This is a genomic window from Siculibacillus lacustris, assembly GCF_004328075.1.
GTDB classification, from domain to species: domain Bacteria; phylum Pseudomonadota; class Alphaproteobacteria; order Rhizobiales; family Ancalomicrobiaceae; genus Siculibacillus; species Siculibacillus lacustris.
In genome coordinates, this window is sequence record NZ_SJFN01000009.1 from 107,347 (window position 1) to 122,499 (window position 15,153).

13 protein-coding genes are annotated in these 15,153 nt (G+C 68.7%); 4 read left to right on the forward strand and 9 right to left on the reverse strand.

Going from position 1 to position 15,153, the window contains the following annotated elements; all coding sequences use genetic code 11:
• Positions 1–91: 91 nt before the first annotated feature.
• From EYW49_RS07870 to EYW49_RS07880, 3 genes are all read right to left on the reverse strand, one after another.
• Complete coding sequence (locus tag EYW49_RS07870) at positions 92–1,459, reverse strand: pyruvate dehydrogenase complex E1 component subunit beta (protein WP_131307947.1); 1,368 nt, start codon at positions 1,457–1,459, stop codon at positions 92–94.
• Between the two features lie 13 nt (positions 1,460–1,472).
• Complete coding sequence (pdhA, locus tag EYW49_RS07875) at positions 1,473–2,486, reverse strand: pyruvate dehydrogenase (acetyl-transferring) E1 component subunit alpha (protein WP_131307949.1); 1,014 nt, start codon at positions 2,484–2,486, stop codon at positions 1,473–1,475.
• A gap of 166 nt (positions 2,487–2,652) precedes the next feature.
• A complete protein-coding gene (locus EYW49_RS07880; RefSeq protein ID WP_131307951.1) occupies positions 2,653–3,201 on the reverse strand; it encodes an FtsB family cell division protein in 549 nt (182 codons plus the stop codon).
• A 63-nt stretch (positions 3,202–3,264) separates the two neighbouring features.
• Between EYW49_RS07880 and EYW49_RS07885 the strand changes: the two genes are divergently transcribed.
• Positions 3,265–4,062 carry a hypothetical protein gene (locus EYW49_RS07885; RefSeq protein WP_131307953.1) on the forward strand — a complete coding sequence of 266 codons (798 nt, stop codon included), beginning with the start codon at positions 3,265–3,267 and terminating at the stop codon, positions 4,060–4,062.
• 4 nt (positions 4,063–4,066) lie between these two features.
• On the opposite strand, the gene EYW49_RS07890 is transcribed toward EYW49_RS07885, so the two are convergent.
• Together EYW49_RS07890 and eno are read right to left on the reverse strand one after the other, a co-directional pair.
• A complete protein-coding gene (locus EYW49_RS07890; protein WP_131307955.1) occupies positions 4,067–4,774 on the reverse strand; it encodes a hypothetical protein in 708 nt (235 codons plus the stop codon).
• 146 nt (positions 4,775–4,920) lie between these two features.
• On the reverse strand, positions 4,921–6,198 hold the full coding sequence (gene eno / locus EYW49_RS07895) for a phosphopyruvate hydratase (protein WP_131307957.1): 1,278 nt from the start codon (positions 6,196–6,198) through the stop codon (positions 4,921–4,923).
• A 184-nt stretch (positions 6,199–6,382) separates the two neighbouring features.
• Between eno and queF the strand changes: the two genes are divergently transcribed.
• Positions 6,383–6,844, forward strand: a complete 462-nt coding sequence (gene queF / locus EYW49_RS07900) for a preQ(1) synthase (RefSeq protein ID WP_131307959.1) — start codon at positions 6,383–6,385, stop codon at positions 6,842–6,844.
• 114 nt (positions 6,845–6,958) lie between these two features.
• Here queF and EYW49_RS07905 read toward each other — a convergent pair whose 3' ends face one another.
• Complete coding sequence (locus EYW49_RS07905) at positions 6,959–7,189, reverse strand: hypothetical protein (RefSeq protein WP_131307961.1); 231 nt, start codon at positions 7,187–7,189, stop codon at positions 6,959–6,961.
• Between the two features lie 74 nt (positions 7,190–7,263).
• On the opposite strand from EYW49_RS07905, the gene EYW49_RS07910 reads away from it, so the two are divergent.
• Entirely contained in the window at positions 7,264–8,163 is a 900-nt protein-coding gene (locus EYW49_RS07910; RefSeq protein WP_131307963.1) for a LysR substrate-binding domain-containing protein, read from the forward strand.
• A gap of 58 nt (positions 8,164–8,221) precedes the next feature.
• Here the strand turns inward: EYW49_RS07910 and dnaE are convergent, their stop codons facing one another.
• Positions 8,222–11,731, reverse strand: coding sequence for a DNA polymerase III subunit alpha (gene dnaE, locus EYW49_RS07915; RefSeq protein WP_131307965.1), 3,510 nt, complete (start codon positions 11,729–11,731; stop codon positions 8,222–8,224).
• Between the two features lie 1,001 nt (positions 11,732–12,732).
• Positions 12,733–12,966 carry a hypothetical protein gene (locus EYW49_RS07920; RefSeq protein WP_131307967.1) on the reverse strand — a complete coding sequence of 78 codons (234 nt, stop codon included), beginning with the start codon at positions 12,964–12,966 and terminating at the stop codon, positions 12,733–12,735.
• Between the two features lie 247 nt (positions 12,967–13,213).
• On the opposite strand from EYW49_RS07920, the gene EYW49_RS07925 reads away from it, so the two are divergent.
• A complete protein-coding gene (locus tag EYW49_RS07925; protein ID WP_131307969.1) occupies positions 13,214–13,480 on the forward strand; it encodes a hypothetical protein in 267 nt (88 codons plus the stop codon).
• A gap of 42 nt (positions 13,481–13,522) precedes the next feature.
• Here the strand turns inward: EYW49_RS07925 and EYW49_RS07930 are convergent, their stop codons facing one another.
• A complete protein-coding gene (locus tag EYW49_RS07930) occupies positions 13,523–15,142 on the reverse strand; it encodes an EAL domain-containing protein (RefSeq protein ID WP_131307972.1) in 1,620 nt (539 codons plus the stop codon).
• Positions 15,143–15,153: the final 11 nt, after the last annotated feature.

The window sequence follows — 15,153 nt, forward strand, 5'->3', positions numbered from 1 at the left end:
GATGACGTCTCGAACAGTGGAATCGGGTCGCGGCAGCGACCGCGTCCGACGAGCGAGACCGCGGCGACGGCGCCGTCGCGGTCTCGGGGGATCACCGATAGGTCACGGCGCGCACCGCATCGACGACCTCGGCGACGGTGGGCAGCGCCAGCTTCTCGAGATTGGCGGCATAGGGCATCGGCACGTCCTTGCCGGTCACCTTCAGCACCGGCGCGTCGAGCCAGTCGAAGGCCTCGGTGACCAGCCGCGAAGCGATGTCCGAGCCGATCGAGTTCTGCGGCCAGCCCTCTTCGACGGTGACGCAGCGCCCGGTCTTCTTCACCGAAGCGATGATCGTGGCGATGTCGAGCGGACGCAGGGTGCGGAGATCGATCACCTCGACCGAAATCCCGAGCTTCTCGAGCTCGTCGGCGGCCTTGATCGCATAGGTCATGCCGATGCCGAACGACACCAGCGTCGCATCGCGACCGGTGCGCACCACCTTGGCCTTGCCGAGCGGCGTCACGAAATCGCCGACCGGCACCGGCGAGGCGTGGCCGTAGAGGATCTCGTTCTCCAGGAACACCACCGGATTGGGGCTGCGGATCGCCGCCTTGAGCAGGCCCTTGGCGTCCGCCGCCGACCACGGCGCCACCACGGTCAGACCCGGCACCTGGGAGTACCAGGCCGAATAGTCCTGGCTGTGCTGGGCGCCGACCCGAGCGGCCGCGCCGTTGGGGCCGCGGAACACGATCGAACAGCCCATCTGCCCGCCCGACATGTAGAGCGTCTTGGCGGCCGAGTTGATGATGTGGTCGATCGCCTGCATGGCGAAGTTGAAGGTCATGAACTCGACGATCGGCTTCAGCCCGGCCAGCGCCGCACCGACCGCCAGACCCGCGAAACCGTGCTCGGTGATCGGCGTGTCGACCACCCGGGTCTCGCCGAACTCCTGCAGCAACCCTTGCGTGATCTTGTAAGCGCCCTGGTACTCGGCGACCTCCTCACCGATCACGAAGACCTCGCCGTCGCGGCGCATCTCCTCGGCCATGGCGTCGCGCAACGCCTCGCGTACCGTCTGCGAGACGAATTCGGTGCCTTCGGGATACTCGGCTTCCGGCGCCGGCGCCGGGCTCGGCGCGGGGGCCGCGGCGACGATCGCCGGGGCGGCGGCGACGGCGGCGGCCGGCAGAGGTGCGGCGATCGGCGGGGCCGAGGTCTTGGCGGCGGTGTCGGCGGCGTCGGCGCCGATCACCGCGATCGGCGTGTTGACCTTGACCGCTTCGGTGCCGGCCTCGACCAGGATCGCCGTGAGGATCCCCTCGTCGACCGCTTCCACTTCCATGGTCGCCTTGTCGGTCTCGATCTCGGCGAGCACGTCGCCGGACTTGACGGTATCGCCGACGGCTTTCAGCCACTTCGACAATTTGCCCTCTTCCATCGTCGGGGAGAGCGCGGGCATCAGGATTTCGGTCGCCATTGGTCGCGTCTCCTCAGCGCAGGATGTCGGTCCAGAGCTCGGCGGCATCCGGCTCGGGATCGTTCTGGGCGAATTCGGCGGACTCCTGCACGATCGCGCGGACCTCCGCGTCGATCTTCTTCAGCGCCTCTTCGTCGACCGCGCCGCCGGCGAGCAGGCGCTGACGCACCTGTTCGATCGGATCGTGGTCGTTGCGCATCTTCTGCACTTCTTCCTTCGAGCGGTACTTCGCCGGGTCCGACATCGAATGGCCGCGGTAGCGATAGGTCAGCATCTCAAGGATGTAGGGACCGGCGCCGGAGCGGGCGTGTTCCATCGCCCGCAGCGAGGCCTCGCGCACCGCCCGCACGTCCATGCCGTCGACCTGTTCGCCGGGGATGTTGAACGAGGCGCCGCGCTTGGAGAAGTCGGTCTGGGCCGAGGCCCGATTGACCGAGGTGCCCATGGCGTACTTGTTGTTCTCGATCACGTAGACCACGGGGAGCTTCCACAGCTCCGCCATGTTGAAGCTCTCGTAGACCTGACCCTGGTTGGCCGCGCCGTCGCCGAAGAAGGCGAGGCTGACCTTGCCGTTCTTGCGATAGCGGTCGGCGAAGGCGAGGCCGGTGCCGAGCGCCACCTGGGCGCCGACGATGCCGTGGCCGCCGAAGAACTGCTTCTCGACGCTGAACATGTGCATCGAGCCGCCCTTGCCCTTGGAATAGCCGCCGCGGCGTCCGGTGAGCTCGGCCATCACGCCGTTGGGGTCCATGCCGCAGGCCAGCATGTGGCCGTGGTCACGGTAGCCGGTGATGAACTGGTCGCCGGTCTGCATGGCCAGCTGCATGCCGACCACCACGGCTTCCTGCCCGATGTAGAGATGGCAGAAGCCGCCGATCAGGCCCATGCCGTACATCTGGCCGGCCTTCTCTTCGAAGCGGCGGATCAGCAGCATGGTGCGGTAGGCCGCGAGTTCTTCCTCGGTGGTGAACGGGGCCGGCCCGGCCTCCGTCGGCGCCTTGCTCTTCGTGGACTTGGCCGTGGCCATGGCATCCTCCCGTGGGGTCGGCTGTCGCCGGTTCGATGGCGGGAGAATAGACCCTCTGAGGTTCGACGCAAGCGGCGCCGCGAGGCTTTTCAGAGCCCCGTAATATGTTGCTGCGCAACAATAAAAAAGCGATTTACCGGATTTTGGTTCATGTGGTCACATGAACTCAATTCCGGTTTACGAGCGAATGCTGCGGTGCACCCGTCACGATGGCGATTTCGTTCGCATTTGCGAAGCCGAGGATCTCGCGGGCCCGTTCGTCGAGCATGTCGCTCTCGAGATTGGCCGAGCGCAGCAGGTTGACCCGCCGCTCCACCGCCCGCCGTTCGTCCTTGGCCTTCTGCAGATCGGCGTCGAGTCGGGCCGCTTCGACCACCAGATGGCGCCGCGCCTCCATGCCGAACGACCCGTGCCAGCCGTGCCAGGCGAAGTAGCCGGTGAAGGCCAGAGCGACGAGAGGGACGATCAGGGGGCGGACGTAGGACTTCTTACGCTGACGAGTGGACATGAAGAACGCGACGCCCCGATGATCGACGCGACCCCGGCAGACGCGGGATCCGACCCGTCCATGACACCAGACTCTGGTTAACGCGAGCTTGCCGAGACGGTCACGAATCGCCCCGCCCCCCGTCCTTTCGCCGGCGCGAGACGATGCGGCGAGTGCGGCCGCCGACGAATCGGCCGCGGCGCGCCGGCGCGCCAACCCGATGTTCATCCGATCGTGCGATCCTCGCGGTCGAGACCCGGGTGTCGCCGGGTCGCCGTTCCGAGGTGCGCCATGCCGGCCCGCGTTCCCCGCCCCCTCGCCCTGGTCCTGCTCGCGCCGCTGGTCGTCGGCTGCTGGGGTTCGTCGACCGACATCTCCGTGTCGCGCGACACCACCCGCGTCTCGCGCGAAGTGGTCGACCGGACCCTCGCCACCTTCCGCGCCGTCTGCGCGCCGCTGTTCGCCGCCCACGCCGCCGACGTCGCGGCGGTCGGCGCGGTGGTCTCCGACGAGACCGCCACCGAACCGCGCCGCCGCGGCTGGGGCGTCCACGTCGACCTCACCGTGACCCTGCGCGGCAGCCCGCGGACCTTCTCCGGCCCGGTCGATACCAACGAACCCGCCCGCTTCCTGATGGGCGGCGGCGAACGCCCCGGCCTCGTCGCCTTCACGCCGACCGCCGCGGCGCTGTGCGACCGCTCGGCGCCGCCCGGCCGCGATCAGGTCTTCGTGCCGATCCCGGAACTGACCGCCCTGCTGCCGCGCCTGCGCCAGCAGCCGACCGACGCCCAGCGCGCCTGGTGGGCCGACGAAATGGAGCGGGCGATGGCCGGCGACTATCAGAGCCAGCGCAACATCGCCTGGTGCCGTTTCGACGGCTGCGACGGGGTCGAACCGATCGACGACGCCGCGGCCTGCGTCTGGCGTCTGGTGATCGCCGCCGCCCGCGATCCGCGGTCCGACGCGTCCGACCGCGAGAATGTCGAGTTCTATTGCCGCAAGGCGCTGACGCCCCCCGACCTCGCCGATGCCCGCACCCGCGCCGCCGCCCTGTTCCGCCGCATCTACGGCCGCGACCTGCCGAAATGAGGCGTCACGGCTCCGCGCGCGGCGCCTGACCGCCACGCCGGGCATCCGTGGGCGTCACCCGCGCCGTCACCGCGGCGAGAATACGCCGGAAGGAGGCCAAGACCGCGCCGAGCAGAACTCGGCCGGCGTTCGACGCCTGCTTGGCGAGGAAGTCGAAGAGTCGATCCTGCCAAGTCTTCGGCGTCGGCTTGCCGGCCTCAGTTCGGGCCGCCAGGATTCCGATCACCGCTGCGAGGTTCCGGTCCACCGCAGCCTTTTCGTCGCGGGCCCGAGTGGTGTCGACACGGCAGCGATCGAGGGCGAGCGACAGCTCCACCTCCTGCGCCGATCGAATCGACGGCGGCTCACCGACGCCCTGCATCGTCGTGCCCACTTTGGCGGTCGACGAAAACTGGGCCACGAGGTCGCCGACTCCGTTGGACGCCCCGATGCGAGGGGGAGCGACGGCGACCGGCGGCGGCAGGGTGGGCGGATTCGATGGTGTGACACGCACCACCTCGATCGCTTCCGTGAGAGCCCCATGGGACCCCGCGGACGCCATGGCCTGCGCGAAGGCCGGTGGCCCGATCGCCGCCTGGGCCTCGACGAGCGCCATGGCCGCCGCCGCCGATTCGCCGTCGTCGCTCCCGTGATCCCGCCCGATCCGGTAGACGCCGTCGGCCATCAGCGCGAAACCGATGACCGCGATCAAGAAATGAATGAACGTCCTCACGTCGACACCCCTCCCCGGTGAACCGCCGCCCGAACGTCATCATAGGTTGTATGTAAATCTATGCGCAACTTCGAAAACGCAAAACGGCGGCCCGAAGGCCGCCGTCCGCTGGAGGAAACACGGCGTCGCCGCCGATGTCCGATCGATCAGAGCTTGAACACGCCGAGGCCGGTGTAGCGGGCGGCGTCGCCGAGCTGCTCTTCGATGCGCAGCAGCTGGTTGTACTTGGCCAGCCGGTCGGAGCGGGCGAAGGAACCGGTCTTGATCTGTCCGCAGTTGGTGGCGACCGCCAGATCGGCGATGGTCGAATCCTCGGTCTCGCCCGAACGATGCGACATCACCGCGGTGTAGCGCGCCTTGTGGGCGGTCTCGACCGCGTCGAGGGTCTCGGTCAGCGAGCCGATCTGGTTGACCTTGACCAGGATCGAGTTGGCGACGCCCTGCTTGATGCCGTCGACCAGTCGCTTGGTGTTGGTGACGAACAGATCGTCGCCGACCAGCTGGACCTTCGAGCCGATCTTGTCGGTGAGCAGCTTCCAGCCCGCCCAGTCGTCCTCCGCCATGCCGTCTTCGATCGACACGATCGGATAGAGCGAGGCGAGCTTGGCCAGGTACTCGACCTGCTCGGCCGGGGTGCGGGTGACGCCTTCGCCTTCGTAGACGTAGTTGCCGTTCTTGAAGAACTCGGTCGAGGCGCAGTCGAGCGCCAGGAAGATCTCCTTGCCCGGCTTGAACCCGGCCTTCTCGATCGCCTGGACGACGAAGTCGAGGCCGGCGGTGGCCGACGACAGGTTCGGAGCGAAGCCGCCCTCGTCACCGACGTTGGTGTTGTGGCCGGCCTTCTTCAGTTCGCTCTTCAGGGTGTGGAACACCGTGGCGCCGGCGCGCAGCGCCTCGGAGAAGCTGTCGAACCCGGCCGGAACGATCATGAATTCCTGGAAGTCGATCGGGTTGTCGGCATGGACGCCGCCGTTGATGATGTTGGCGAGCGGCACCGGCAGGACGCGGGCGTTGGGGCCGCCGAGGTAGCGGTAGAGCGGCAGGCCGGACGCCGCGGCGGCGGCCTTGGCGACGGCCAGCGACACGCCGAGGATGGCGTTGGCGCCGAGGCGGGCCTTGTTGTGGGTGCCGTCGAGGGCGATCAGCGTCTCGTCGATCTGGATCTGCTCTTCGGCGTCGAAGCCGCCGATCGCGTCATAGATCTCGCCGTTGACGGCTTCGACGGCCTTCAGCACGCCCTTGCCGAGATAGACGTCCTTGTCGCCGTCGCGCAGCTCCACCGCCTCGTGCGCACCGGTCGACGCCCCCGACGGCACCGCGGCGCGGCCGAACGAACCGTCCTCGAGGGTGACGTCGACTTCGACCGTGGGATTGCCACGGCTGTCGAGGATCTGGCGGCCGACGATATCGACGATGGCGGTCATGTGGCTTTCTCCTGAAGGCGTACGACCAAAGTCGTACTACATGCGGTTTGCGCAGAATGGGACTTTGCTATAGCGGAGCCGGCGCCCGCTTGCTACCTCGGCATTCGCCGTATGTGATCCTCGGCGAACCCCTGCGGCATGTGGCCCCGGTCCTGCCGATCTACACCTTTCGGGAGACCGCCGGATGACCGATTTCGATACGACCGCGCTTCAACTCGGCCACGCCGTGGCGCGCCCGACCGATCCCGCCTCCGCGCGCCTCGACCGCGTCCCCGATCCCCAGGCCGACACCCGTTATATGGTGCGCTTCACCGTGCCGGAATTCACCTCGCTGTGTCCGGTCACCGGCCAGCCCGACTTCGCCCATCTGGTCATCGACTACGTGCCCGACGCCTGGCTGGTCGAATCGAAGTCGCTGAAGCTCTACCTCGGCTCGTTCCGCGACCACGGCGCCTTCCACGAGGACTGCACGGTGCGGATCGGCCGGCGGCTCGTCGATCTGCTCGCGCCCCATTGGCTGCGAATCGGCGGCTATTGGTATCCGCGCGGCGGTATCCCGATCGACGTCTTCTGGTCGACCGGGCCGCAGCCGGCCGATCTGTGGATCCCCGATCAGGGGGTGGCGCCCTATCGCGGCCGGGGCTGAGGCGCGCCACGACCCGAGCGAGCGCGCGTCGAATGCCGCAAGCCCGCGCGACGGATCGCGCGGCGCGGTCGCCGATCGGCCGGTCCGGAACTTCGATGGCCCCGGTAGACCCGCTCAGCCGCACGCCCCGCCGGCGGCACGCTCGGCGATGCGGGCCGTCGGACGGCCGTCGATCAGCCCGATGTCGCGTCGCCGCTCGTCCGACAGAGTGTCGGTTCGCAGCCGCCGGCCCGACGGCGCCCCGAATCGCGCCGCCAGGCGCCCGAACAGCGATGACGCGATGTCCGTCGACCGCTCGGCCGAACTGCCGTTCGCCATCGAAATCCCCTTGAACATCTGATGCATGAGCGGCATTTTCGGCGGGAAACGCGTGGGTTTCCAATGAAAACTTCGGATCCACCGATCAAGAGAGCTGATGCATGAAACAAGCGCGGCAAATCCCGCTGAATGCCCTGCGGGTCTTCGACGTGGTGGCGACCCACCTGAGTTTCACCAAGGCCGGCGCCGAGCTCGGCATCACCCAGACGGCGGTCAGCTATCAGATCAAGCTGCTCGAGGAGATGCTGGCGACGCCGCTGTTCGTCCGCCGTCCCCGCCGCATCGAACTGACCGAGGTCGGCGCCCGTCTGGCACCCAAGATCGGCGAGGCCTTCGGCCTCATCGCCGAGGCGCTGACCAGCGTTCTCGCCGGCGCCGAGGAGACCCTGGTGATCAGCACCACGCCGACCTTCGCCGCCCATTGGCTGGCGAGCCGCATCGGCAAATTCCAGCTCGCAGCCCCCCATGTCGCGGTCCGCATGATCGCCAGCCTCGACCTCGTCGATTTCGCCCGCGAGCCGGTCGACGTCGCCATCCGCTACGGGAGCGGCGACCAACCGGGTCTCGTCACCCACGAATTGATGCGGATCGACTATGCGCCGATGCTCTCGCCGTCGCTGATCGAGAGCGCCGGCCCGTTGCACGAACCGCGCGATCTGTTGCGCCTGCGCCTGATCGATCCCTCCGACCCCTGGTGGCGCGTCTGGTTCGGCGCCGCCGACGTGCCCGACGCCGATCTCGACGGCCGGCCGAAGTCGCGCCTCGGCGCCCAGACCTACGAAGCCCACGCGGCGATCGCCGGCCACGGCGTCGCCATCCTCACGCCGGCCTTCCACCGCGCCGAATTGGCCTCCGGCCTGCTGGTCCAGCCCTTTCCGCTGGTCTGCCGCGACGACCGCAACGCCTATCTCTTGACCTATCCGGAGAGCCGGCGCCATCAGCCCAAGATCCGGGCCTTCCGCGACTGGTTGCTCGGCGAATTCGCCGAAACGCCGACGTGACCGCGCGCGCCGGCGGCGACCGATCCGCCGCGCCCCACGGCTCCGAGGCCCGCTCGCCTCACACCAGTTGCACCTGCACCACTCCCGGCACCGTCTTCAGGGCACCGGCGACCTGCGGCGACACCCGGTAGCGGCCCGGCAGCTTCACTTCGACCTCCTGAGCGCCGTCGCCGAGCATCAGCACCAGACTGACGTCACCCTCGCCGCGGGTCTCGAGATGGCGGGCGAGGCTCTCCATCGGTCGGGTATCGCGCAGGAACACCCGGAGGCTCTGCTGCTCGCGCGCCGCCAGCAGATCGAGCGGCTCGACCTTCTCGATCCGCACCGAGACGCCCTCGGCGCGCTCCTCCGCCGAGGCATAGACCACCACCGATTGGCCGGCTTCCAACAGATCGCGGTAGAGCGCCAGCCCTTCGGAGAAGACGATCGCCTCGTAGGAGCCGGTCGGATCGGAGATGCGCACGATCCCCATCTTGTTGCCGGTCTTGGTCTTGCGCTCCTGGCGGCTGGTCACCGTGCCGGCCAGGCGCCCGTGAGTGGCGCCGCGCTTCACCGAAACCTGGAACTCCGCCCACATCTGCACCCGCATCTTGTCGAGCACCGCGCGGTAGTCGTCGAGCGGATGGGCCGAGAGATAGAAGCCGACCGCCGCGTGCTCGCGCTGCAGCCGCTCGGCCTGGGTCCAGGCGGCCGCCGGTGGCAGGCGGATCGGCTCGGCCGCGGCCGGCCCGCCGAACAGCGCCCCCTGACCCTGGACGCTGTCGTCGCGCGCCCGGCTCGCCGCCGCGACGATCACCTCGAGCCCCTCGGAGAGCCGCGCCCGATCCGGCTCGAGCGCGTCGAAGGCGCCGGCCGCCACCAGGCTCTCCAAGGTGCGCTTGTTGAGCTGGCGCGGATCGATCCGGCCGGCGAAATCGCCGAGATCGCGGAACGGCCGATCGCCGCGCACCGCCACGAGATGCTCGACGGCCTGACCGCCGACCCCCTTCACCGCGGCAAGCGAATAGAGGATCGCCCCGTCGCTGACGTCGAAATAGTCCCGCGAGCGGTTGACCGACGGCGCCTCGACGCGGATCCCGAGCCGCATCGCCTCGCGGCGGAAATCGGCGAGCTTGTCGGTGTTGGACTGGTCGAGGGTCATGGTCGCGGCCAGGAACTCGACCGGGAAGTTGGCCTTCATGTAGGCGGTGTGATAGGCGACCAGCGCATAGGCCGCCGCGTGGCTCTTGTTGAAGCCGTAGTCGGCGAACTTGGCGAGCAGGTCGAAGATGGTGTCGGCGTGCTCCTGGGTCAGCCCCTGTTTCAGGGCGCCGTCGACGAAGCGCACTCGCTGGGTGTCCATCTCCGCCTTGATCTTCTTGCCCATGGCGCGGCGCAGCAGATCGGCTTCGCCGAGCGAATAGCCCGACAGGATCTGGGCGATCTGCATCACCTGTTCCTGGTAGACGATGATGCCGAAGGTCTCCTTCAGTACCGGCTCCAGCAGCGGATGCATGTAGTCCGGCTTCTCGAGCCCCTGTTTGCGCGCGCCGTAGACCGGGATGTTGGCCATCGGGCCGGGGCGGTAGAGGGCGACCAGCGCGATGATGTCCTCGAAACGGTCGGGCTTGATGTCGCCGATCGCCTTGCGCATGCCGGTCGATTCCAGCTGGAACACCCCGACCGTCTCGGCGTTGCCGAGCAGCGTGTAGGTCGCCGCGTCGTCGAGGGGCACATGGGCGAGATCGACGGTGATGCCGCGGCGCTCGACCAGCTTCACCGCGGTGTCGAGCACGGTCAGCGTCTTCAGGCCGAGGAAGTCGAATTTCACGAGGCCGGTGCTCTCGACCCACTTCATGTTGTACTGGGTGACCGGCATGTCCGAGCGCGGATCGCGGTAGAGCGGCACCAGGCGGTCGAGCGGACGGTCGCCGATGACGATGCCGGCGGCATGGGTCGAGGCGTGGCGATAGAGCCCCTCGAGCTTCATGGCGATGTCGAGCAGCTTCTCGACGATCGGCTCTTCGGCGCGCGCCTCCTGGAGCTTGGGTTCGTCGGCCACCGCCTGTTTCAGGGTCACCGGATGGGCGGGGTTCTGCGGCACCAGTTTGGCCAGCCGGTCGACCTGGCCATAGGGCATCTGCAGCACTCGCCCGACGTCGCGCAGCACGGCGCGGGCCTGCAGCGAGCCGAAGGTGATGATCTGCGCCACCTGATCGCGGCCGTATTTCTCCTGGACGTAGCGGATCACCTCCTCGCGGCGATCTTGGCAGAAGTCGATGTCGAAGTCGGGCATCGACACGCGTTCGGGGTTGAGGAAGCGCTCGAACAGCAGCGCGAAGCGCAAGGGATCGAGGTCGGTGATGGTCAAGGACCAGGCGACCAGCGACCCCGCGCCCGAGCCACGGCCCGGACCGACCGGGATGCCGCGCGCCTTGGCCCATTTGATGAAGTCCGCGACGATCAGGAAGTAGCCGGGAAACTTCATCTTCTCGATGATGCCGAGTTCGAATTCGAGCCGCGCCCGATAGGTCTCGACGTCGAGCCCCGGCGCCGGCCCGTGCGCCGCCAGCCGGTGTTCGAGGCCCGCCGCCGCCTGGGTCCGGAGCTCCTGCACCTCCGCCGCTTCCGCCGCCTCGCCCGAACCGGTGAAGCGCGGCAGCAGCGGCTTGCGCTTGCGCGGGCGGGCGCTGCAGCGCCGGGCGATCTCGACCGTCGCCGCCAGGGCTTCGGGCAGGTCGGCGAACAGCACCGCCATCTCGGCGCGGCTCTTGAAATAATGCTCCGGCGTCAGCCGGCGGCGATCCTCCTCGGCGACCACCCGGCCCTCGGCGATGGCGATCAGCGCGTCGTGGGCCTCGTAGTCGTCGCGCACCGCGAAGAACGGCTCGTTGGTGGCGACGATCGGCAGGGCGAGATCATAGGCGAGATCGAGCAGGCCGACCTCGGCGCGGCGCTCCTCGTCGAGGCGGTGGCGCTGGATCTCGACATAGAGCCGGTCGCCGAACACCTCGGCGAGCCGTTCCAGCCGGCTCCGCGCGAGATCGGCGCGCCCGCCGAGCAGGCAGCGATCGATCGGCCCGGTCGGCCCGCCCGACAGGACGATCAGGCCTTCGCCCAACCGTTCGAGGTCGGCAAAAGTGACGTGGGCCGCCTCCATCCCTTCGGTGCCGAGGAAGGCATGGGACACCAGCCGCACCAGATTTTCCCAGCCGACCCCGGTCTGGGCCAGCACGACGAGGCTCGGCAGCTTCTCGTGCGGCGTCGCCCGGCGGCCGTGGTCCTGGACCTGATCGGCGAAGTCGACCGCCACCTGACAGCCGACGATCGGCTGGAGCCCCTTGTCGACCGCCTTTTCGGCAAACTCCAGGGCGCCGAACAGATTGCCGGTGTCGGTGAGCCCCAGGGCCGGCTGGCCGTCGGCCTTGGCGAGTTCGAGGAGACGCCCGAGTTGCAAGGCGCCTTCGAGCAGCGAATAGGCGGAATGGACGCGCAGATGGACGAAGCCGACCTCCGGCCGCGTCGCGCGCTCGGCCGCAGACGGCCCCCCGCCGCCCTGCGATCCCGTCCCACCAGCGCCTTCGGCCATGCCGCCCTCCCCGCCGCCGCGACTCGCTCGCCCGGACTCGGGCCTACTGTGGTCCGCCCGCGCGGCGCGGATCAACCGCCGGCGTCGCCGCGCCGACCGTCGCCCCCGCTATCCCCGGCGCGGCGCGCGAGACCCGCCGAGAAATCGCCCTCGCCCGGCATTCCGCCTCCGCCCGCGGCTGCGACACGCAACCGCCGTCCCGGGCCGAGAGACGCCGCCCCCGGCATCGCACCCGCCGCTCCGCCCGAACCGTGCCCGCGCGCCATGCGAGCCGGCCTGCGCCGCAGTCGCCCGCCGCCCGCACCTTTCCTCTCGAGCGCCGCTCGCACGAGGCCCGTCCGACCCGGACCCCGGCGACGCACGCGCCCGCACCACACACCGATCCAGCCTTCACCCGTCGCCACGATCCGCCCGAGCGCGGCAACGCCCCCTCAACCGAGCGATCATGCCGCCGAGCACCATCCGGCCGGCCGCCTGCGCGTGGCTCCGCCACGATCACCCGCCGCACCGACCGCAGAGTCGTCGCCGACCGCGCCGCCGCCGCTTTGATCCCTCTTTGTTCTCACATCCCGGCGCGCCCGAGGAAGTCGCCCCACATGGCGATCATCGCCACGAAGGACACCACGGCCCCGAACGACGCGACGTCCCGCACCAAGCCCCGAACCACCCAGATCATCGTCCCCTCCCCGGTTTTCCACAGGATACACACCACAATGTTCCTGTTATGTTCTTTTGTCAAGAGGCGTGATTTCGGGGCAGCGTCTCGGTTTGACGCCGGTGCTCGGAGCGTCGCGATCATCCGTAGGCGGGGTTTGCATGTAGAAGGCCGCGCGGGCGTCATGTGATCGGCAGGTTGGAACCGCGCCGGGTTTCGCGCGCCGCGGCGTCGGGATCCTCGGCGTCGTCGGGCACGGCCCCTCTCCACCAATGCCCGCGGCAGCCCCGGCGAAGAAGACGAGGCCCCGATCGAGTCGGTGGGGCGTTGCTCGGCCTCGAGACCGTCAGGCATCGAGCTTGCGCCACGTGTTCCCGACCTTGCCCCAGCATTCGATCTCGGCCGTGCCCACGTCTTCGATTCGGAAGGAATGGGCGTCGTGCCTTTCGGCGGAGTACTTGGCTGCGGCGCGCGCGTCGCAGAGCGATGCGAACTCTCCGCGCAAATGGGAAACCAGAAATTGAACGACATCCTGTAGCGGAGGCCGTGTGTCGGAAAAGAGGAAGATCTTGAGCTCCATCGTTCCCTCCGCTCTTGCCCACCCACTCTTTCTCACGCGCGTGCGGTTTCACGCTCACCCTACCACGGGCATGGACCCGGCGCGGCGGCTCGGCCTTGTTTGAAATCGAACCGAAGCGCGAGCGATGCCCCCGCCGCTCACCGCAATATCCGCGGCCACCGTGGATGGCATTACGTGGCGTCACCAATAGGCGGAGGCGTGATTTTCTGCGCTGAAATGTCGATCGTTCGACGCGCGAGGTGGCACCGTGAAAGCAATTGTCGTTCTGGGACTGATCATTGCCGTCGGAGTGACCGCGACTCTGACACCGTCCTCCGCCGAGGCGCGTCAGGCCGGGATCCTCAAGGAAGGAAACAACGCCTATCGTAATCCGGAGGACGTCAAGGCCGCCCCGCGGGCGATCCGCAAGGCCTGTATCGCGGCGATCGGCGTGCCGAAGGCCGACGATCCGCAGCATTGGGGAAGCCCGGAGATCACCGCCTGCATCCGCGCCGGCGGCCCCGGCCATCGTTGACCGCCGCGGCCGGCGGGCACTGCTGCGCGCGGGCCGCCCCGCTCACGCCGCCGCGTCGAGGTCGCTCGGCTCGGCGCCGTCGGTGGGTGCGGCTTCCGGGTGGCGCGGGTGGAGGATGTTCTCGGCCAGGTCGATGAACAGCTTGGCCGGCAGAGCCGGGGCGAAGACGTAGCCCTGGGCCGAGGTCACGCCCTTCTCGCGCAGCCGCTCGAGCTGCTCCTGGGTCTCGACGCCCTCGGCAACCACCCCCATGCCCAGCGAATTGGCGAGCTCCACCAGCACGTCGACGATCGTCGAGGCACCCAGGTCGGTGCCCATGGCGTCGACGAACATCTTGTCGATCTTGACGATGTCGATGCCGAGCTGCTGGATGTAGGCGAGCCCGCCGTGGCCGGTACCGGTGTCGTCGAGCGCCACCCGGCAGCCCAGCGCATGCATCTCGGCGATGATCCGCCGCGCCTGGACGATGTCGCCGAGCGGATAGCGCTCGGTCACCTCGAACACCAGCTGGTCGTAGGCGATCGGGCCGTTCTCGAAGATCGCGATGATGTCCTCGACGATCCGGCGATCGGCGAAGTGCCCGGCGAACAGGTTGATCGACAACTTGAGCTCGCGATTGTCCGTATAGAGCCGGCCGAGATCGGCGACCGAGCGGCGCATCAATTGGCGGGTCATCTCGAAGACGTGGCCGGAGGTCTCGCAATAGGACATGAAGGCGCCCGGCGAGACCATCGATCCGTCGGCGCGGATCCACCGCACCAGCATCTCGCAGCCCTCGATCCGGCCGGTGTCGATGTTCATCACCGGCTGGAAATAGGGCACGAATTCCTGGCGCTGGAGGGCGATCGACAGCTCGTCGTCGACCTCCGAGGACGGTTTCCAGAAGATCCATACGGCGATCGCGAACAGCACCACCATGCTCGCCAGCGACCCGATCGCCAGCGTGATCTCCAGCGGCTGGACCAGCGCCCGCAGGGCCGTCAGCGACGATTCGACGGTGACCGAGACGGGAAACAGCGCCGAGCGGATCTCCGAGGTCACCACCTCGTCGCCGGCCGGTCGCCGCCCTTGGCTCGACCACACGTGGCCGCCGTCGAGGGTGACGGTCACCGCACGGGCGCCGCGCAGGTAGTCGGCGCCGCCGTCGAGGTCGAGCACCGAGGCGGTCAGCTCACCCACCAGCCGGTTGCCGGACGCGGTGCGCCACGCCACCACCGCGGTGCCGCCCGAGGGGCGGCCGTCGACCACCGTGTCCTGGTCGAGCATCGACACCGTGACCTGCGCCGACTTGTCGGCGAGGATCAGCATCGCCCCGCGCCGGACCGAGGTCGGCGGATCGAAACACATGGCATAGCCGTCGCGATCGACGAGGCCGATCCGCCGCAGATGCCGCGACTTGGCCGCCGCCTCGCCGAGCAGTCCGAGTTCGTTGGGCGAACAGGCGGTCAGCCCCGCCCGGTCGGCGGTGCGCAGCACCGTCACGGTCTCGGCGAGCGCCGCCTCGGCGCGCTCCAACTGCCGCGTCGCCAGACTGCGCAGATCGGCCCGGCCGACCTTCTCCGCGAACCCCTGCAGAATCGCCCGCCCGACCAGGAGCGGCGCGGCACCGATGAGGACGACCATGACGATCGCCAGGGCGAGATGGGTGTTACGCTTGCGCAATGAGGGGTCCA

What these genes read in the sequence shown, in the direction of transcription:
- EYW49_RS07870 (WP_131307947.1), bottom strand. Translation starts at nt 1,459, where the DNA reads ATGGCGACCGAAATCCTGATGCCCGCGCTCTCCCCGACGATGGAAGAG.
- pdhA (WP_131307949.1), bottom strand. Translation starts at nt 2,486, where the DNA reads ATGGCCACGGCCAAGTCCACGAAGAGCAAGGCGCCGACGGAGGCCGGG.
- EYW49_RS07880 (WP_131307951.1), bottom strand. Translation starts at nt 3,201, where the DNA reads ATGAACATCGGGTTGGCGCGCCGGCGCGCCGCGGCCGATTCGTCGGCG.
- EYW49_RS07885 (WP_131307953.1), top strand. Translation starts at nt 3,265, where the DNA reads ATGCCGGCCCGCGTTCCCCGCCCCCTCGCCCTGGTCCTGCTCGCGCCG.
- eno (WP_131307957.1), bottom strand. Translation starts at nt 6,198, where the DNA reads ATGACCGCCATCGTCGATATCGTCGGCCGCCAGATCCTCGACAGCCGT.
- queF (WP_131307959.1), top strand. Translation starts at nt 6,383, where the DNA reads ATGACCGATTTCGATACGACCGCGCTTCAACTCGGCCACGCCGTGGCG.
- EYW49_RS07905 (WP_131307961.1), bottom strand. Translation starts at nt 7,189, where the DNA reads ATGCATCAGATGTTCAAGGGGATTTCGATGGCGAACGGCAGTTCGGCC.
- EYW49_RS07910 (WP_131307963.1), top strand. Translation starts at nt 7,264, where the DNA reads ATGAAACAAGCGCGGCAAATCCCGCTGAATGCCCTGCGGGTCTTCGAC.
- dnaE (WP_131307965.1), bottom strand. Translation starts at nt 11,731, where the DNA reads ATGGCCGAAGGCGCTGGTGGGACGGGATCGCAGGGCGGCGGGGGGCCG.
- EYW49_RS07920 (WP_131307967.1), bottom strand. Translation starts at nt 12,966, where the DNA reads ATGGAGCTCAAGATCTTCCTCTTTTCCGACACACGGCCTCCGCTACAG.